Annotated in this window: 16 protein-coding genes; 9 read left to right on the top strand and 7 right to left on the bottom strand. The window is 60.7% G+C overall.

All coding sequences use genetic code 11. The annotated features are described in order from the left end of the window. Positions 1-42: 42 nt before the first annotated feature. Positions 43-4,914, bottom strand: a complete 4,872-nt coding sequence (locus tag CHEJ32_RS0117555; RefSeq protein ID WP_028034957.1) for a hypothetical protein — start codon at positions 4,912-4,914, stop codon at positions 43-45. 279 nt (positions 4,915-5,193) lie between these two features. On the opposite strand from CHEJ32_RS0117555, the gene CHEJ32_RS0117550 reads away from it, so the two are divergent. Continuing rightward, a complete protein-coding gene (locus CHEJ32_RS0117550) occupies positions 5,194-5,532 on the top strand; it encodes an Hpt domain-containing protein (protein ID WP_034658692.1) in 339 nt (112 codons plus the stop codon). An 82-nt stretch (positions 5,533-5,614) separates the two neighbouring features. After that, complete coding sequence (locus CHEJ32_RS0117545; protein WP_028034955.1) at positions 5,615-5,935, top strand: 2Fe-2S iron-sulfur cluster-binding protein; 321 nt, start codon at positions 5,615-5,617, stop codon at positions 5,933-5,935. Between the two features lie 77 nt (positions 5,936-6,012). Here CHEJ32_RS0117545 and CHEJ32_RS25195 read toward each other — a convergent pair whose 3' ends face one another. Next, positions 6,013-6,639, bottom strand: a complete 627-nt coding sequence (locus CHEJ32_RS25195) for a DUF922 domain-containing Zn-dependent protease (protein WP_034658689.1) — start codon at positions 6,637-6,639, stop codon at positions 6,013-6,015. A 177-nt stretch (positions 6,640-6,816) separates the two neighbouring features. Between CHEJ32_RS25195 and folP the strand changes: the two genes are divergently transcribed. From folP to folK, 3 genes are read left to right on the top strand one after another with little or no spacing between them, the layout of a single operon-like run. Continuing rightward, positions 6,817-7,665, top strand: a complete 849-nt coding sequence (gene folP / locus CHEJ32_RS0117535; RefSeq protein ID WP_028034954.1) for a dihydropteroate synthase — start codon at positions 6,817-6,819, stop codon at positions 7,663-7,665. After that, positions 7,665-8,024, top strand: coding sequence for a dihydroneopterin aldolase (gene folB / locus CHEJ32_RS0117530; RefSeq protein ID WP_028034953.1), 360 nt, complete (start codon positions 7,665-7,667; stop codon positions 8,022-8,024). The genes folP and folB overlap by 1 nt, the downstream gene beginning before the upstream one ends. Further along, positions 8,008-8,538, top strand: a complete 531-nt coding sequence (gene folK / locus CHEJ32_RS0117525; protein ID WP_028034952.1) for a 2-amino-4-hydroxy-6-hydroxymethyldihydropteridine diphosphokinase — start codon at positions 8,008-8,010, stop codon at positions 8,536-8,538. The genes folB and folK overlap by 17 nt, the downstream gene beginning before the upstream one ends. On the opposite strand, the gene CHEJ32_RS0117520 is transcribed toward folK, so the two are convergent. The 4 genes from CHEJ32_RS0117520 to CHEJ32_RS0117505 form a co-directional block, all read right to left on the bottom strand. After that, positions 8,525-9,043: a hypothetical protein gene (locus CHEJ32_RS0117520; RefSeq protein WP_028034951.1), complete on the bottom strand. Its 519-nt coding sequence runs from the start codon at positions 9,041-9,043 to the stop codon at positions 8,525-8,527. The two genes, folK and CHEJ32_RS0117520, sit on opposite strands and share 14 nt — an antisense overlap. A 151-nt stretch (positions 9,044-9,194) precedes the next feature. Further along, positions 9,195-10,253 (bottom strand): YcjF family protein, encoded by a 1,059-nt coding sequence (locus tag CHEJ32_RS0117515; protein WP_028034950.1) that lies wholly within the window; start codon positions 10,251-10,253, stop codon positions 9,195-9,197. Further along, positions 10,250-11,713, bottom strand: a complete 1,464-nt coding sequence (locus tag CHEJ32_RS0117510) for a YcjX family protein (RefSeq protein WP_028034949.1) — start codon at positions 11,711-11,713, stop codon at positions 10,250-10,252. Before CHEJ32_RS0117510 ends, CHEJ32_RS0117515 begins: the two co-directional genes overlap by 4 nt. 93 nt (positions 11,714-11,806) lie before the next feature. Continuing rightward, a complete protein-coding gene (locus tag CHEJ32_RS0117505; protein ID WP_028034948.1) occupies positions 11,807-12,310 on the bottom strand; it encodes a histidine phosphatase family protein in 504 nt (167 codons plus the stop codon). A gap of 237 nt (positions 12,311-12,547) precedes the next feature. On the opposite strand from CHEJ32_RS0117505, the gene dksA reads away from it, so the two are divergent. After that, on the top strand, positions 12,548-12,964 hold the full coding sequence (gene dksA, locus CHEJ32_RS0117500) for an RNA polymerase-binding protein DksA (protein WP_028034947.1): 417 nt from the start codon (positions 12,548-12,550) through the stop codon (positions 12,962-12,964). A 434-nt stretch (positions 12,965-13,398) separates the two neighbouring features. Here dksA and CHEJ32_RS0117495 read toward each other — a convergent pair whose 3' ends face one another. Further along, a complete protein-coding gene (locus tag CHEJ32_RS0117495) occupies positions 13,399-14,235 on the bottom strand; it encodes an arylamine N-acetyltransferase (protein ID WP_028034946.1) in 837 nt (278 codons plus the stop codon). A 101-nt stretch (positions 14,236-14,336) separates the two neighbouring features. On the opposite strand from CHEJ32_RS0117495, the gene ilvA reads away from it, so the two are divergent. The 3 genes from ilvA (at position 14,337) to CHEJ32_RS0117480 (ending at position 17,784) form a co-directional block, all read left to right on the top strand. Further along, complete coding sequence (gene ilvA / locus CHEJ32_RS0117490) at positions 14,337-15,593, top strand: threonine ammonia-lyase IlvA (protein WP_028034945.1); 1,257 nt, start codon at positions 14,337-14,339, stop codon at positions 15,591-15,593. A gap of 5 nt (positions 15,594-15,598) precedes the next feature. Next, positions 15,599-16,135, top strand: coding sequence for a DUF1697 domain-containing protein (locus tag CHEJ32_RS0117485; protein WP_034658718.1), 537 nt, complete (start codon positions 15,599-15,601; stop codon positions 16,133-16,135). Positions 16,136-16,434: 299 nt separating this feature from the next. Next, positions 16,435-17,784, top strand: coding sequence for a DEAD/DEAH box helicase (locus tag CHEJ32_RS0117480; RefSeq protein WP_245261159.1), 1,350 nt, complete (start codon positions 16,435-16,437; stop codon positions 17,782-17,784). Positions 17,785-17,841: the final 57 nt, after the last annotated feature.

Raw genomic sequence — 17,841 nt, 5'->3', positions numbered from 1 at the left:
GGTTGCCGGGGCTTTGCATTATGAGACAGCGGCTGATCGGGCTTAATGCAGGCGCCCGCTTGCGTGCGCCAGCATCGTATACACCTTTCCGGTATCGGAGGTCAGGTAGGTCTGGCTCATCGTGTTGTCGCGGTCCGTGCGGGAGACATCGGCCAGGAGCTTCTCGAAATCGCGGCAGTATTGATCGACCGCCTTGCGGAATTCGGCATCGGCTCGATACTTCCGCTGGATCTCATCGAAAGTCTGCTGGCCCTTCAGGGTGTAAAGCCGGCGGTTGAACACATTGCGCTCTCCGCGGCGATATCTTTCCCACAGCTCGACAGACACGTCGTGATCGATCGCCCTGGCGATGTCCAGCGACAAGGAGTTCAGAGACTCCACGACATGCGCCGGGTACTTGTCTGCAGGGGCTTCTGCAGTCGCGTCCTCTTCGCGCGATGCACTGCGCAGGAGATCGCGAATCCAGCCTCCTCCGGTGGGCGTGGACGGCTGCACGTCCTGGACCGGGGCCGCCTGGCGGGGGGCCGGCTGCCGTGTCCGCTGTTCCGTGCGCGGTCTCTCCACAATGCGGGAGAAGTTTTGCGGCGGGACGGCCTCGGCCACGATATGGGCAGAGCTCTGGCGATGACGGTCCAGGGCAGGGCCGGCATCGCGCGCGCTGCCGCCGACATCGTGTAGACGACCGGACTTCGCGACGATGTCCGAGAGCTCCTTGAGCGCATTGATCTGTTCCGTGATCGCGCGGCGCATGGCAGAGGTCGACTGCTTCGCTTCTTCCGGAAGCTCCACGATACCCCGTTTCACGTCGGCGCGCGTCGCTTCGATCTCCTCGCGGATTTCTCTGGCGCTCTGCCGTAGATCGTCGGTTGCACCCGCGAAGCGGCGGGTAGCCGCTTCCACCACCTCGTTGATGGATTCGCGGATGGCCTCCATCGATACGCGGGTTCTGCCTTCAGCCGCTTCCACAGTGTTCTCAATGAGATGCTCGAAAGACTTCATGATGCGCTCGACATGCTCGGACTTTTCCACCAGTCCATTGGCGAGTTCATTGAGCGCCTGCTGGCGGCCCTCGAGGCTCGTACCGAGGCTGCCTTGTGCCTTTTCAAGCAGCTCGGAAGCCGTTTCGAGCACGCGGCTGTGATCTTCGAAGCGGCTGGCGATAACCGAGATTTCCCGCAGAGTGCGTTCGGAGAAGTCGGCAAGCCTGCCGGAATTCGCATTGATGAGGCTGGCGGAATTGGCGATGGTTTCGGCCGCCCTTTCCGCATTGCGCGCGAATTCCTGAGTCGTACCGGCAAGCTTCTCGTCCACTTGGGACATGTTTTGCGCCGCGACCTCGACCAACTGGCCGATCCTGTTGCCGGAAGCTTCCAGGCTGCCAAGAAGCTCGTCCACATTCCCGAGGAGGTTGCTGCGGGCTCGCTCCATTGCACTGAGGGTTTCCGCCGTGCGGCTTGCCAGTGCGTTGACAAGGGCCGCGTTCTCCTGGCGCAGACGCTCCGCGGTTTGCTGCGTGATAGCTTCGATGCCTTCGCGCAGTTCGCCACCGCTATTTTCGAAACGCTCAACGAGCGGCCGTGCCGTTTCGTCAAGGATACGAGCGATCTCGGAGGTACGGCCTGCAAGGACGTTGTTGAACTCCCGCGTGCGCTCCTCGAGCGTCCGCACGGTCTCACCGGTACGCCTGGCGATATGCTCGTTGATCGTGGCGAAGGTCTGCCCGATCGTGTCGGCAGTCGAGACCAGATCGGCCTGTGTCCGGGCAAGCTGCTGGCTGAGGTGCTGAGCAGCCTGTTCGGCGGTGGTCTTGAGGCGCTCCTCGGCACCGCCGACCCCTTCCTCGAGGGCTGCAGTCGTACGGCCGATCGTCTCGCCGAGCCGCCGCTCGACCTCCGCTGCGCTGCCGACGATGGCAGTAGCGGTGGAACCGGTCGCCGTGCGCAGGCGGCTCTCGAGATTGGCGATCTGCTCGACGATCGACGCTGCCTGCGCCTCGAGCTCGGCAGAAGTCTGCTGCGTGCGTGCGACGATACGCTGATCGGCTTCCTCGAAGGTACGCGCGACAGTTTCTGCACGATCGGAGAGCAGCGACGACACATCGTCAATGCGTGCCGCAACACGCCGGTCGACTTCATTGAAGTTGTTCTGGAACGCTTCGGTCCTCTGAGCGATGCGACGCGCCGCCGTATCGAGTGTCTGGTCGATCGCTTCGACATGCTCGCCAAGTAGGCTTGCGGCGCCCTCGACGCGGCCCGCAATCCGATCTGCGGCTCCGTCGAAAGTGCGGTCGATCTGTTCCACCTGTTCGGCAAGCGATCGGGTAACTGTCTCGACGCGACCGGCAATGCGATCCCCGGCCGTATCCACGACGGTGTCGATGCGGCTGACTTGCCCGGCAATGGCCTGAGCCACCATTTCGACACGCCCCGCCGCACGCTCCGCCGCACCGTCGAAAGTGCGGTCGATCTGCTCGACGTGCTCCCCGAGCCTGCGCGCAACCTCTTCGGCGCGCGCCGCAATACGGTCGGCAGCGCCGTCGAAGGTTACATCGATCCGGTCGGCCTGTTCGGTAAACAGACGCGTGGTGCCTTCCACCCGGGCGGCGACGCGCTGGTCGATGCTTTCGAGCAGCTTCGTGGTCTCCTGGCCCAGCGAAGAGGTGGCCTCGGTCACCTTGTCGCGAAGCGCGGATGCGACCACGATGGCGCTGCTTTCCAATGTCTGACGAACCTTGTCGACACCGATCGTGAGCGCCTTCTCCATCGTCCGCGTGCGTTCTTCGATGAGACCGGTCTGAGCCGCAAACGCGCTATTGATGTGCTCGATATCGGCGCGGATGGCCGTGGTGAGGCCGTCGCGCTGCTCGCCGATTTTGGCGATATCGTCCTCAAGCGCGGCAGCGAAGGTCCCGCGTGTCTCGATCAACTTATCGATCTGGCCAGCGACACGGTTCTCGAAGCTCGCATGGATTTCGTCCAGCTTGCGGATATCGGAGTGCAGAAGCTCTGCAAGACGTCCCTGGTTTTGCTCGAACACCGTGATCTGGTTGCCGATCGCCTCGTCCATGCGCGTCTGCACATCCTGGAAACGGCTAAAGCCCTGATCGAGCCGCGCATCCAGATCCGCGTGGCCTTCCTTGAGCCGCTCGGCGAATTCTTCGGCCTTGCCTTGCAGCATGATGGACGTGGACGCGACCAGATCGGAAAGTTCACCATCGATGGCGTTGCGTCCCGCCTCGATCGTGGAGACCACATCCTGCTTGCCACGGGAAAAGGTGTCGGCAATTTCGCGGGCCCGTTCGACCAAGGCCTCGTTGATGCTGCGTGCGCGTGCATCAAGAGCCGACTCGAGCCGCTCGATGCCGGTATCGAGAGCCTGTGCGCGTGTGGAGAACTCCGACAGCAGGGTCTCGCCGCGATCCGTAAAGGTGCGCTCGATCTCGCGGAGACGGTCCGCAAACATCGCATTCAAGCGGTCGGACGCGCTTCCCACGGAGGAGACGAATCCGTCAACGCGCTCATCGAACAGCTCGCTGAGCGCCCGCGTCGCATGATCGGTCCGCTCGGTCAGCGTGGCAATACGGGTATCGAGCAACTCGGCAATGCCGCTCCCCGATGTCGTGATCTGCCGCGAGAGCGTGTCGGCGCGCTCCTCGAGAAGGCGACTGACGGCGTCGCTGGAGGAGCCGACGCGTTCGATGAAGGCTGTGCTCGATTCACTCAGTGCGGAAATCCGCGAATCGAGGAGACCTGCCAGGGTCTCGCTGGAAGTGGCGAGCTGGCGGGACAAAAGTTCAGAGCGCTCATTAAGCAGATGGGCAACCGAATCGCCGGTCGAATTTATGCGCTGGGCGAAAGTCTCACCTGACTCTCCCAGCACGGAGGAGAGGCGCTGGGCTGCACCATCCACCGTCAGACGGATTTGGTCGCTCGCGGAATTGAGCTCCTCCTTGATGACCTCGTGGGCGCCCGTGATGGAAGCGCGGACGCGCTCCGCGTGGCCGACGATGCCCTCGCGCTCACTTCCGAGGCTGTCCACCAGGAGCCGGATGCGGGCTTCGTTCTCCGAATAGGCCCTCTCCAGTTCATTCACTTCGGTATGGACGAGTGTCTCAAGCTCGACGGCGCGCGCCAGCGTGCGTTCGATGCCCTGGCTCATGGCCTGCACTTCACGGCGGATGGCCTGGCCGACCATCATAACGCGCTCGTGCGCCAGGTTTTCGGGCTCCGTTAACCGGAAGGCGATTTCCGCCATGTTGCGGGCGGCGAGCCTCATCTCCTGGGCACGCCGGATCATCACGGCAAAGCCCCAGATGAGAAGCACCGGCAATAAAACTGCAGCTATCAGGCCGAGTACCGAAGGCGTGGAGAACAGCTCGCCGATGGATCCGATCTGCCCGATCTGAGTGCCGAAGCCCAAGCGGGCAACGATCACCCCGAGCACCACCCACGCGACGGAAAGCGCCGTGGCGACCCAATAGATCGCCCGCGACGGCCGCTGCTCCATATTATGGGCGATGCGCAGATAGTCTCCCGTCTGCTTGTCGTCATTCGCCGGCAAGAGCGCGGGGCTGCTTGGGGGCAGGGCCTCCGCCCGGGTTAGATTTTCCGCAGGTTCGAAGGTGTCGGGGAATTGGTCCTCCTCGACATCTGGCTCCTCCAGCGGCTCGAATTCTGCCACGAACGGCTGCGTCGCAGCATTCGCCGCTTCTTCGGACGAGGGGGCTTCCGGTTCGCTCCGGCCCTCACGGGCAAGCTCCTCGGCCGCCATCGTGATCTGCGCTTCGAGCTCCTCCATGGAGGCAGCTACGTCGAGTTCCTCGCTCTCCACCGCGAACGACGCGGTTTCAAGTTCCAGCGCGTCCTCGAGCTCCTTCGCGAACTCGTCTTCTTTCCTGCTCGTAATGCGTGCCATGCCGCCGCCTACCCTGTCATTGGGCGTCCCGAAGTGGGACTCTTCACGACCCGTTTCCGCCCACAAATTGCCACCCGTATCGTAGTGGCACAGGGTTGTGATTAAAATACGTTTTAAAAGCCATGCCCAGAAGTTTAAACATAGGGTTAACGGCAGACTGGCTGAATGCGGTATTTTTTGGGCATAACTTTAAGGTCTTGTCCACAGGAGTTAACCGGAGTTAAACAGGATCGGCCAGTTGTTATAGGCCATTGGCCGGACAGGGCGGGGGATAAGTCGGTGTCTGAAAGTTACAGCCATTTCAGCCAGTTGCCTATAGATCTAGCACATCTTTCTAAGCAGACCATGGGCGACGAGGAGCTTAAGCGAGAGATCCTCGATCTCTTCCTTGTGCAGGCCACGGCGGCAAAGACGGAAATTGCGGATATAAACGCGGCGACCCGCCGTTGCGTTGCCCACAGGCTTGTTGGTTCAGCCCGCGCCGTCGGCGCTTTTGCGATCGCCGCCTGTGCCGCCGAGCTTGAAGCTGCTCCGAATTCTGAGGAGCTCGCGCAACGCCTGCCGCGCCTCATCGATGAAATGAAGCTTTTCGTCTCGCAGCATGTGAACGGCGGCTAGCACGGGTTGACACGCCCCACGCAGTGATTATCTCCGCGGCAATCCTTCCGCAGCCTGTGCTGCTTTCTCCAGGTTCTTGCTGATGACAAAGCTGAAGATAATCGCGTTCGACGGCACGGAATTCGACATCGAGGCAGAGAACGGCTCGACCGTGATGGAGAACGCGGTGCGCAATGGCGTCCCGGGCATCGAGGCTGAATGTGGTGGCGCCTGCGCATGCGCCACCTGCCATGTCTATGTGGACGAGGAATGGGCGGAGATCGTCGGCCCTCCGGGACCGATGGAGGAAGACATGCTTGATTTCGCCTATGACGTGAGGCCGACGTCGCGGCTCTCCTGCCAAATCCGGGTAAGCGATGACCTGGACGGTGTTACGTTGCAGGTTCCGGCGCGGCAGGGGTAGCCTCGCCTGGCAAGAATTGTAGTGTGGCGGAGCCGCTATCGCATCAGTTCAGAAAGGTTGCATCGAGGCGAACGCCCCTAGCGGGATTGTTCCTGTCGTCTCTGCACGGCCTCGATCTGTTCCAGCCGGTAGCGTAGAAGGCGCATCATCCGGCTCTCGAAATTGATACTTTCGATACGGTCGAATTCGTCTTGCGCGACATCGTGCGCCGCGAGAAGGCGCTGCGTGGTCGCCTCCACCTCCGCAGCCAGCGCTTTGCACGTCTTGCGCCGGGGCAGAGTCTTCAAAGTGTCTTCGAGCAGGCGGGCGTGATTTTTTGCGATGCTTAAATGGCTCTCTTCGTGGCGCTTGATATCGCGCGAAAGCGTATCCCAGATCAGCCTCACCTCGGTTTCCGCGCGGCGCCTGTCGCGCCATTGCGGCAGGATCACCTTGGCCTTGACGGACACGCGGGCATTGGCGACATGGCACTGGCCGCGAGCCTCGGCGTAATCGATGCGGGTGGTAAACTCCATATTGGTAGCGCCGGGGTGCCGCTGGCCAGTGCTGTTGAGGCGTGGGCCGCGTGTATGGAGTTGCTCCTCGATTTCCGGCAAAGTCCGCCCGCTGATCGGAAAATAACTATAGGTCTTGGAAATAGTAGCGGCAGCGGCAGGGTTGAGCCCCGTCGCGAGAAACAAAAGTAGCGGGAGGAAGCGTGACATAAAAATCTCCAGAGACGCCCAGGATGACATTGCGTTCAGATGCAAGCGGAAGCAATGAGAATCAGGGCGTGGAATAGCCGCATCTTCCTCAACGTAAAAAGAATGTGTGGCTCGACCATGGCAGTTGATTTTGCGGATTATGCGCCGCACATGGACCGGATTGGACGGAATGAGAGCATGACCGAGCCGCGGCAGTGGAATTTGGCTCACGGGCGCAACCTTGCGCTTGGGGAAGAAGCCCTGATCATGGGCATCTTAAATATCACGCCCGACAGTTTTTCGGACGGCGGCCGCTTCTCTTCAGTGGAAAGCGCTGTCGAAGCCGCCCGTAGAATGGCTGCGGATGGGGCAGTCATCATCGATATCGGAGGAGAATCGACGCGTCCGGGAGCTGAACCGGTCAGCGCCCTCGAAGAACAGAGAAGGGTAATTCCCGTCGTTGAAGCGCTTGCAGCGGAAGAGGGCTTTGTCCTCTCGATCGACACTTACCGGTCTGAGACGGCCGAGCTCGCGATTCGCGCCGGTGCGCACATCGTCAACGATATCTTCGGCGTGCAACGAGATCCTGCCGTTGCTAGCGTGGCGGCTGAGGCGGGGGCAGGGCTCATTCTCATGCATACCGGCCGGGGGAGGGAAAAGCTGCCGGATGTTGTCGCCGATCAATACTTCTATCTACGGCGATCGATCGAGATCGCCCATCAAGCAGGCAACCGGGACGACCAGATCATCCTTGATCCCGGCTTTGGTTTTGCCAAGGAATGGCACGAAGACACCGAGCTCATGGCCCGCTTCGAGGAACTCACGGGTCTCGGCTATCCGATTCTGGTAGGCACCTCTCGAAAGCGCTTCATCGGGCGCATTACTGGACGGGAGGTGGGCGAGCGCGACGTGGCGACGGCAGCCACGAGCGCGCTGCTCCGCATCAAGGGCGCTTCCGTCTTTCGCGTGCACGATGTGGCAGCGAACAGGGACGCGCTGCGGATCGCCGATGCCATGTTGGCTGCGAAAGGGGGAGAACGGGGATGATATATACCATCCGGTTGAAAAACTGCGCCTTCTATGGACGGCACGGGGTGCTCGATGAGGAAGAGGTGCTCGGCCAAAGGTTCTATGTGGATGCCGAACTCGTCGTTGAGCCGGGAGCCTCCTTGGAGGAGGACGCCATCGGGAGCACTGTCGACTACGGCGTCGCCTTCTCGGTGATCGAGGAGATCGTTACCGGAGGCAGACGCCACCTGATCGAAACGCTTGCTCTTCAGATAGCGCAGGCTCTCAGCTCACGGTTTCCGCAGATCAAGCGGGCCACCATCACGGTTCGCAAGCCCAGTGCGCCGGTGCAGGGCATTCTCGATCATGTCGAGGTGACCGTTGACTGGCCTCAATAGGAAAACACGGGCCTTTCTTGGCCTTGGCGGCAATCTCGGCCAGCCGGAACCCACCATGGCCGCCGCGTTGCGGGCGCTCGATGCCAATCCGGGCGTCGAAGTCGAACGTGTCTCCTCGATCTATAGAACGCCCCCATGGGGGCAGACGAATCAGCCGGATTTTCTGAACGCGGTCGCCGAAGTTTGGACGGACCTTGATCCTCACGCCCTGCTTTCGCTCTGCCTGGAGATCGAGCGCGTTCTGAAACGCGAACGTCGCGAGCGCTGGGGCCCGCGCCTCGTCGACATCGACATTCTGATCTTCGGTGATGCGGTGATCTCTGACAACACGCTGCAGGTACCCCATCCGCAGATGCTGATGCGGGCGTTTGTGCTGGTACCGCTGGCGGAAATCGCGCCCGACCTCGTTTTGGACGGGCAGCCCATCAAAAAACATCTCGCTCGGCTTGATACCGCCAAAATAGAGCGGCTCAAGCCGGAAAGCTGGTGGTGGGAAGATCCTATTCGCCGGTGAGGGCACTCACGGTCTTTGCATCCACCCGTTTAAGCGTCATCCCGATCACCGGGACAAGTTCGTCGTCCACATTGACCGAGATCGTCACGTTCATCGTATTCTTACCGGAAAGCTGCGCTCGCATTGCCCCTGTGAGCGCCTTCCGGTGAATGGCGAAGACCGCGGACTCACCCTTGACCGCGCCACCGATCACATCGAGCCCTTTGCCTTCCGCGCCATCTAGAAACGTCCCGCTGAATCCGGATTTGCTGCGTTCCACCCGGGCCGACATGTCCTGGTTGAAAACCCCGACGCGGCAGCCGCCGTCGAGCGCCATCCCCACCCGGTCCTCGGGCGTGGTGCCGGCGAAGTTGCAGACGAATTTTGTACCCTTGTACTTGCCGGCTACGATCTCGCCGGGACCGATCCAGGAGCCCTGGATCTGCTCGAAAAACCGCCGCTCATGGTCGGCGGCCGTTGCGGAGGCTACGGTGCCGGCCGAAGCGATGGCGGCAGCGAAGGGCATAAGGACGAGACTGCGCAGGAACATGGGGACCGACAATCCAGTGGCGATAACGATTTCAGAAGCATGAAGAAGTTTGGTTAAAGCTTTATCACTGTCGAGCCAGCTTCAGCGACCAGAGCGCAGTAAACTTGTGTATCAACGGAGATCCGATTCATTTTTGATCGGATTTCGCCGCGAATTGCGTCAGGGCCTTTACGAAATCCCCTACGCCCGGCCGCTCGACTGCCCGGAAGGAGAGGGGGCGTATTGCGGAAATGGCGGCGATGCCGATGCGCGCTGTCATCATGCCATTCACAACGCCCTCGCCAAGTCTGGCGGAAAGGCGCGCAGCAAGACCATGCCCGACGACTTGCTGTACGATGCCGTCGCCCAAGGCCATGGAGCCGGTAACCGCCAGATGGGCGAGCACATTGCGCGACAGCCGCAAGAATCCAAAAAATCCGGGGCGGCCGCAATAGAGCTCAGCCAATCGGCGAAGCAGCCTTACGACTTCGAAAACGACGTAGCCGATATCCATCAAGGCGCGGGGGCTGACCGCCGTCACCACCGAGACACGCTTGGCTGCATCCAGAACGAGTTTCTGCGCCCGTTTGTCCAGAGGGACCAGGAGTTCCTTCTCTGCGATGCGGAGAAGGTCCCGTCCATCAATGATATCGCCTTCCAATTGCTTCAGGCGCTCGCGGCCCGCCGCCGTGTCGGCGTGGCTTGCGAGCAGCGCGGACAGATCCGCGATAACGGCGCGCGCTTCTTTTGGATCATCACGTTCGTAGGCGTCGTCGGAGCGGCGGCGCATCTTTTCCACGGAGGCAAGGCGCATGACCGCGAAGGCTTCTCGCGCCACAATGGCGATCAGCGCCAAAGCCACCGCTGCTACGAGCACTGTGCCCAGCCAGCCCAGCCAGTCCGAGCGCGAGAAGAGGTCGCGGATGAGGCGGTCCGCCCAAAGCCCGGCCGCGAGCGAAACAAGCATGCCAAGGGCCGTAAAGAAAACGGTGCCGAGCCGGGAGCGGCGCTTGGGTGCGATGGCCGGCGGAGGAGCGGAAGCTGCGGGCTCCAACGTATCGAAGACGTCGATTTCTGCAGGAGTGATCTTTACCGACTCGTCCACCCTGATGGCGCGTGGCTTGCGGCCGTTCTCCCGAGCTTGCTCGGTGACTTCAGCCGGCGCGGGATCGATCCGGAAGGCTGCAGGACGGCGCGGTTGGCTCATGCGAGCTTGTCTCCGAGTAGAAATTGCAGCGCCCGATCCAGCCGAATGTGAGGCAGCGACAGGGTCATGCCTTCAGCCGTGCGTTCGAGCTTGGGTGGACGGAAGCGCACGAAACGTATCGCCGGGTCGCCGGCAGGCGGGGGTGCGTCCTTTCGGAAAAGGGCAGCGGGGCTTTCGGGCAAATCCCCTGGGAAAATGGCCGTTTCGGTTTCTCCATCGAAGACATCATCACCAATGCTTTCGCCGGTGAGCGGCGTGCCGATTATGACGGGAAGTGTCTGCCGGCCGCGCGTGACAGTGCCCTCCCGGGTGGCTCTTATCGCAGCCATTGCCACCACGTCCACAGACGCGCCTGAAAAGTCCGCCCGTGCGATTGCCCTTTCGGCGAGCCGACGCACGATCGCCTGCAGCCGGTCATGGCTCTCGTGATGGATGTGGTCCGCCTTTGTGGCAGCGATCAGGATCCGGTCGATCCGCCGCGAGACGAGACCCGTCAGGAGATTGCTGCGGCCGGGCCGGAAGCAGGAGAGGATCTCCATGAGGGAGCGCTCGAGATCATTCACGGCCGAGGGGCCGGCATTGATGGCCTGCATGGCGTCGACAAGGACGATCTGGCGGTCGAGACGGGCGATATGCTCGCGAAAGAACGGTTTCACGACATGGGTCTTATAGGCTTCATAGCGCCGTTCCATCATGGCGCGCATGGAACCTGCACGCGCACGCCCGTCGAAATTGGAAAGCGGCCCGAAAGTAAGAGCCGGCGATCCTTCCAGGTCACCAGGCATCAGAAAGCGCCCAGGCGGAAGGGTAGATAGAGCGCGGCTCTCCTCTTTGCAGGCCCTCAGATAGGACGCAAAACTCTCGAAGAGCTTGCGGGCGAGCACCTCGTCGGCTTCCGCATCCGGGTCTATGCTTGCGGCAAGATTCCGCCAAGGCCGCGCGATGTCCTCGCGGCCGGGCAGCTCCGAAAGCTCGATGGCTTCGCGGCTGAAGGTCTCAAAGTCCTTGCCGAGAAGGGGAAGATCCAAAAGCCATTCGCCGGGATAGTCGACGATATCAACCGAGATCTTGCCACGCGAAAGGAGCCGGCCCCAGGCCGAGGCCGATTCATACTCGATCGTGAGCCTCAACTCCGAGATTGCGCGGGTCGAAGCCGGCCAGATACGCCGGTCCACGAGATCGGCGATGTGATCCTCATATTGGAACCGCGGGACGGCATCATCGGGTTGATGTTCGAGATAGGCCTTGGCGATGCGGCCTGATGATTGTGCGTCGAAGAGGGGCAGGCGACCGCCATGGATCAGGTTATGGACCAGCGCTGAGATGAACACGGTCTTCCCTGCACGCGAGAGTCCCGTTACGCCAAGTCGGATCGAGGGCGACCAAAGGCCGGTTGTACGGTCGGCCATCGTATCGAGGGCGATGCGGGCTTCGTCGGCAATCGTGGTCAGCGATGGCAAGGGCCGGTCCTCATCTGCTCTCTGCGGCAAACCGGATATAGGCGATAGGGCGGGATGATGAAAAGGGTTCAGCAGCCGCCGAAACGGGCCGTGTCATTGGCCCGGTAAAAGGAAGGCCGTGAGGGACGCGGTTCGTGGCCTGATGCTCCATAAGGGTTCGGGGAAATCCAGAACAGCCAGCGCGCCAGGCAGGAAACCGCCGGAAATCGCAGAGCGCGCCTGATCGTCAGCGCGAAGCAATACCAAGGCCAATTCGTGGATCATGGGATTATGGCCCACGACCAGAAGTCCTTCTTCAACGGCAGCTGTGGCAATGAGGATGCGGTAATCCTCCGCATCCCCCCGATAAAGCTCCGGTGCATAGCAGGTTTCGATGGGTGTGCTTGCCAATCTGGATGCCACCTTTTCCCACGTCTCACGGGCCCGAACTGCACTCGAACTGAGCACCGAGACGGGCATAAATCCGGCTTCCCTCATGGAAATCCCGAGTTTCTCCGCGTCCTGACGACCTCGATCGGAAAGGGGACGATCAATGTCGCGTCCGCCCACCATCACAGGAGCAGCCTCGGCGTGCCGCAGAAGATAGAGCCGATACAAGCGTGCCTCCTAGATTGAGGGTCCCCCGGTCCAATCTATACGATATCCCCGTTCCGATACCAAAACTGCTGGCCATCTCGACGCACGCAGAGGTCTCTGACGGGAAGGAAACGCGTTGCATTGCATGGAGGTCTTCCACTTAAAGATGACAAATGCGTTATCCAGATTGCGTTAGCGCTTGTCGCAGACGTCACTCCCGAATATATAGGCGCCGCTGGAAAGCTGTGGGGTATATCCATGTCCGATCTCGTCGATGCCGACTATGTCCCCTCTGAGGAAGAGCCCTTCATGAACGAGCGCCAGCGGGCGTATTTTCGGGCCAAGCTGGTCAAGTGGAAGAACGAGATTCTGAAGGAAGCTCGCGAGACGCTTGAGGCATTGCAGCAGGAAAACGCAAATCACCCGGATCTCGCCGATCGCGCCTCCTCCGAAACAGACCGCGCCATCGAACTGCGCGCGCGTGACCGTCAGCGCAAGCTGATTGCCAAGATCGATGCCGCGTTGCAGCGTATCGAGGACGGCACTTATGGCTATTGCGAGGAAACGGGTGAGCCGATCTCACTGAAGCGGCTGGATGCTCGCCCCATCGCAACACTGTCCATCGAAGCCCAGGAACGTCACGAGAGGCGCGAAAAGGTCTATCGGGACGACTGAGTCGACCGCAGGCATATTTCCTTCCCGTCATGAGGCGCCCGCAGGGAATGCGCGGCGCCTATTTGTTCGTCCATTCTCCGAGAAATAATCCGGGGGGTTCCCTACCACGAAATGGGTATTTGAGGTTGCAGGCCTTTTCGCGCATTGCGCGCTTTGATAGAGACTCAAGACGGGGAACTTGGAGGGGATGTCTTGAGCCGCTCTTCTTTTTGGGCTTGCGATGGTTGCGGCGTCGAAAGCGCCTTGCGGAAAATCGATGAATGGCGCTGGGTGGAGATCAGGATCACCACCCGGCAGGGTTCTGAGCTGGTCAAGGGCGAATACGAACTTTGCCCAACTTGCCGCCTGCGTCTGGCTGAGCGGGCCAACCCTCGAAACTGGTCGGAAAGATCTCTTCTCGGTTGAAGAAAATACGCTCTTCTCGGCTCTGAAAATCAAGCTTGCTTGAGGATCACCTTTTTCTCCAGCACATCACCCAAGCCGCTGAGATCAGTTGGCTGAATGCCGAAAATTGTGCGGAGGACTGCCACGACTTCCTCGCCAGAGGAAAGCATTCGCAGATCATAGCTGCCGTTCAGATCGTAGGTTTTGAGCTGGTCATTGAGAAGGGCATGGCGCCCCTCGGAAGTAGGCCTGGCAGCCATCAGCGAATGCAGGAAGTGGGACTCCGGACTCGTGGAGATGAAGTAGTTGGTGATCTCGTAGTCGACAAGGAACTGCTCGTCGAGGCTGAAGCGATAGAGTGAACGCCATTCCTCTCCGAGCTTGGCCCGCATTCGCCACATGTCGCCCTCGCGATCTAGCCGGAAGATTTCGTGCGGTGTTGCTTGTTCCCAACCGGCTTCCAGGCGAAGCGGAGCGGTAAGCGTCAATCCGCCGAATCCCACGTCAGCCAAATAGGTGCCTTCCGGCAGTTCGACCTTCAGAAGCATGTGGCTGCGCGGTGTGACCGCGTCTTCACCGCGGCCCCAAAGTACACGTGCTGCAAGTCCGGAAACCCGAAAGCCGAGGGCCATCAGAGCTGCCATGAAGAGCAAGTTCTGCTCGAAGCAATAACCGCCACGATTGCCCTGCACCAGCTTCTGTTCGAGGGAAGCCAGATCAAGCTTCACTTGGCGTTGCAACAGCGGATCCAGGTTTTCGAAGGCGATCGCAAGTGGGTGCAGAAAGTGAAGCCTGCAAAGCGTTTGGAGCGTTGCCTCCTGAGGTCCCTCATAACCGATGCGCCGAAAATAAGCCTCCAGACCCATCCTATCGAGTTTCTCACCCATCTTTTCCTCCGCTTGACCCGCAGTCTGCTAGTGACCTCGATCAGTTTCATATGCAATAGCAAGCTCGATCTAAGGTTTTCCAGTCGGGCAAGGAGCGGGAGATGAGCGTTTTCACGGAGCGCGTCGGCTTGGCAGCGCAGGCCCTGCGCGATCTCTTTCCCGAGACGCCGCTTCAGGAAAACGATTACCTCTCGAAGAAGACGGGAGCGAGGATCTTCCTCAAACGGGAGGATCTGACGCCGGTGCGGTCCTACAAGCTCCGCGGCGCCTTCAATTTCATGCGCAAGGTCATTGCAAATGGGGCAGGTACGGAAGGATTCGTCTGTGCTTCGGCAGGCAATCACGCACAGGGTTTTGCCTATGCTTGCCGGCATTTCTCCCGAGAGGGGGTTGTCTTTATGCCCGTCACCACGCCGCAGCAAAAGATCGACAAGACAAAGCTCTTTGGCGGAGAGTGGATCAAGATCAGGCTCGTCGGCGACTTCTTCGAGGATTGCTATTCTGCCGCCACGGATTTCGCCGAGACGAGCCATGCCCTGATGGTTCCGCCCTTCGACCACTCCGACATCATCGAAGGTCAGGCGACCGTGGCCCACGAACTGGTCAGCCAGTTGGGGGCGGAACTTGAGGGCGCGACGGTTATCCTGCCGGTAGGAGGCGGCGGACTTGCCGCGGGAATCAGCAGCTTCCTCCAGGAGGAACGGATCGACACACGATTCGTGTTCGCAGAACCGGCCGGCGCCCCAAGCCTGGAGCGCAGCCTATCCTCCGGCAAGAGGATGAAGCTGCCTCAGGTGGACAATTTCGTGGACGGCGCGGCGGTCGCCGAAATCGGGCGCGAGCCCTTCAAGAGTCTGAAGAGATTTTCTCCGCAAGATGTTCGTTTAATTCCAGAAAACCGCCTTTGCTCGACGATGATCGAGATGCTGAACGTGGAAGGCGTTGTCCTTGAACCCGCCGGCGCGTTGGCGATCGATGCTCTTAAGGACTTCTCCCGGAAGGAGATCCGGGGACGCACGATCATTGCTGTCGTCTCCGGCGGCAATTTTGATTTCGAGCGACTGCCGGATGTGAAGGAGCGCTCGCTCCGCTTTGAGGGGCTGAAGAAATATTTCATCTTCCGCTTTCCGCAGCGTCCCGGCGCTTTGCGGGATTTCCTCGATCTGCTGGGCCCCGACGACGACATCACCCGCTTCGAATATCTGAAGAAGTCCGCGCGCAACTTCGGATCAGTGTTGATCGGCATCGAAACAAAGGATCGGCGCAATTTTTCCATACTCAGAAAGCGCTTCGACGAGGCCGGCTGGGGCTATCAAGACATCACCGACGATGAGACGATCGCGAACCTGCTGATATGAAACCGATGACGGCATATATCGTGCTTTTCCGGGGCGTGGGCGGTGCCACCCAGCTCCCGATCGCACGGTTGAGGCAGGTGTTGGAGGAAGCCGATTTTCGGAATGTGGCCACCTATATCAACAGCGGCAACGCTGTTCTTGCGTCGGGCTTGTCGGAAGGCGAGGTGGCCCGAGGCGTGGCTGCGGCGGTCAAGGAAAAGATGAACTTCGAAAAGAGCGTGCTCGTGCGCAGCCACTCGGAATGGGTGGAATCGATCCAACATAACCCTTTCCCGGAAGCGGTCGGCGAGCCCACCAAGCTGCATCTCTTTACGTTGGATAGCGAGCCGGAGCAGCGGGACATTGAAGCTCTCCAGGCAAAAGCTACCGGTACCGAGCGCCTTGCAGTACGGGGCAGGTCGCTTTATCTGCACACTCCTGACGGTATGGGGCGTTCGCTGTTCGTGCCCAAGATCGAACCGACGCTGAAGGTCGCAATGACGGCGCGCAACTGGCGCACAGTCCTGGCACTGAGGGATCTTGCCGGCGCGGTCGCGCTTTAAGACCGTGTCCCGCACCGCACAAAATATAAGTTGCGCTTTGCCCGGCGATGCTCCATATGAGCGGTACAGGGCGCATGGGCCGGCAATCCGGCTTTCTCCTAACGAGACAGGTTGCGTCTTCTCCTCCTCGAATTCCCATGAAATCGCAGGCGGAAAAGCCCGATGAGATTCGGGCGCGACAGCGCAGCCGCGCGGAGTTTCTCCGCCGCCTTGTCGTTCATCAAATTCATAGTTCGGCGGGTTGCGCCCTGCCGCAAAGGTTGCGCTTGCCATCGAGGCGGGTGCTAGAAAGAGCAAAATTGAATCAAATATTGAACCACGAAAATCTTCAGCCCACGACCGGCTTTGCCGATCTCGGCATCGGTGCAACGCTTCTGAAGGCTGCTACCGCTTCCGGCATGACCGAGCCGAAGCCCATTCAGCGGGAAGCCATTCCTCATTTCCTGGCCGGCCGTGACATTCTTGGCGTTGCCCAGACCGGTTCCGGCAAAACCGCCGCCTTCTCCTTGCCCATCCTGGCGAAGATCCTCGGCCTCGGGACAAAGAGGCGGCCGCGCACGGCACGCGCTCTCATCCTTGTGCCGACACGCGAATTGGCCGTGCAGATCGAGAAGGTGGTGCGCGACCTCGCCAAGGGCGCCCATGTTTCCACCGCACTCGTTCTTGGCGGCGTTTCCCGGCATTCCCAGATCAAGCGGATGGCGCAGGGCGTCGACATATTGATTGCGACCCCCGGCCGGCTGACTGATCTCGTTCGGGAAGGTCAGGTCATCCTGTCGGAAACGACGTGGCTCGTGCTCGACGAGGCCGACCGCATGTTGGACATGGGCTTCATCAACGACGTTCGCCGGATCGCGAAAGCGACCCATCCGGCGCGCCAGACCGCGCTGTTTTCCGCAACCATGCCGAAAGAGATCGAAGCACTGGCGGCGAGCCTCCTCAGGGAGCCCGTACGTGTGGAAGTTTCGCCCCAGGGAACCACTGCCGCCGAGATCCGGCAGAGCGTAGTGATGGCACGCACCAAGCAGAAGCGGAAGCTTCTCAGCGAAATGCTGGCCGACGGCAAGATGGAACAGGTGATTGTCTTCGCCCGGACGAAGCACGGCGCGGACCGGGTGACCAAGGATCTCGAGCGCGACGGTTTCGAAGCTGCCGTTATCCATGGAAACAAGTCGCAGAATGCCCGGCAACGTGCCCTCAACGACTTCCGCGAGGGCGCAGTGCGGATTCTGGTAGCGACGGATATCGCCGCTCGCGGCATCGACGTGCCTGGTATCAGCCATGTCGTGAATTTCGATCTACCGGACGAGGCGGAGAGCTATGTTCACCGCATTGGCCGTACCGGCCGCAATGGCGCGAAAGGTGAGGCCATCACGCTCTGCGACCCGGGTGAAGTGTCAAAACTCCGCCAAGTCGAGCGCGTGATACGCAAGCGTCTTCCGATCTCCCGCGATATCACCAACGAAGCGGACCCGGCACCGCTGCCCCGCAGCGCTTCACCGGAAAAGCCGGTCAGGGAAAGTGCTGCCGGCAGACCGGAGCGAAAGGGCGAAGTCAAGCGAGCCAGGTCCAAGCCGCCGCGCTCGAGGCGAAATCGCCGCCGTGGCCAGAAGGGCGGAGCGCAAAGCCCCGCGTCTCGTGCGGCCTGACACTCCGCTCGATAGGTAAAGTCCGACGCCCCACGGAAGCTTATCTTCCGTGGGGCG

This window comes from Chelativorans sp. J32 (assembly GCF_000518985.1).
Classification (GTDB): domain Bacteria; phylum Pseudomonadota; class Alphaproteobacteria; order Rhizobiales; family Rhizobiaceae; genus Chelativorans.
This window is presented reverse-complemented; position numbering and strand designations above follow the sequence as displayed.

Bases quoted from the DNA above. Each gene is read 5' to 3' on its own strand.
- CHEJ32_RS0117495 (WP_028034946.1), bottom strand. From the start codon at position 14,235: ATGGGTGAGAAACTCGATAGGATGGGTCTGGAGGCTTATTTTCGGCGC.
- dksA (WP_028034947.1), top strand. From the start codon at position 12,548: ATGTCCGATCTCGTCGATGCCGACTATGTCCCCTCTGAGGAAGAGCCC.
- CHEJ32_RS25195 (WP_034658689.1), bottom strand. From the start codon at position 6,639: ATGTCACGCTTCCTCCCGCTACTTTTGTTTCTCGCGACGGGGCTCAAC.
- CHEJ32_RS0117545 (WP_028034955.1), top strand. From the start codon at position 5,615: ATGACAAAGCTGAAGATAATCGCGTTCGACGGCACGGAATTCGACATC.
- CHEJ32_RS0117515 (WP_028034950.1), bottom strand. From the start codon at position 10,253: ATGAGCCAACCGCGCCGTCCTGCAGCCTTCCGGATCGATCCCGCGCCG.
- CHEJ32_RS0117555 (WP_028034957.1), bottom strand. From the start codon at position 4,914: ATGGCACGCATTACGAGCAGGAAAGAAGACGAGTTCGCGAAGGAGCTC.
- CHEJ32_RS0117520 (WP_028034951.1), bottom strand. From the start codon at position 9,043: ATGCCCTTCGCTGCCGCCATCGCTTCGGCCGGCACCGTAGCCTCCGCA.
- CHEJ32_RS0117485 (WP_034658718.1), top strand. From the start codon at position 15,599: ATGACGGCATATATCGTGCTTTTCCGGGGCGTGGGCGGTGCCACCCAG.
- folP (WP_028034954.1), top strand. From the start codon at position 6,817: ATGACCGAGCCGCGGCAGTGGAATTTGGCTCACGGGCGCAACCTTGCG.
- ilvA (WP_028034945.1), top strand. From the start codon at position 14,337: ATGAGCGTTTTCACGGAGCGCGTCGGCTTGGCAGCGCAGGCCCTGCGC.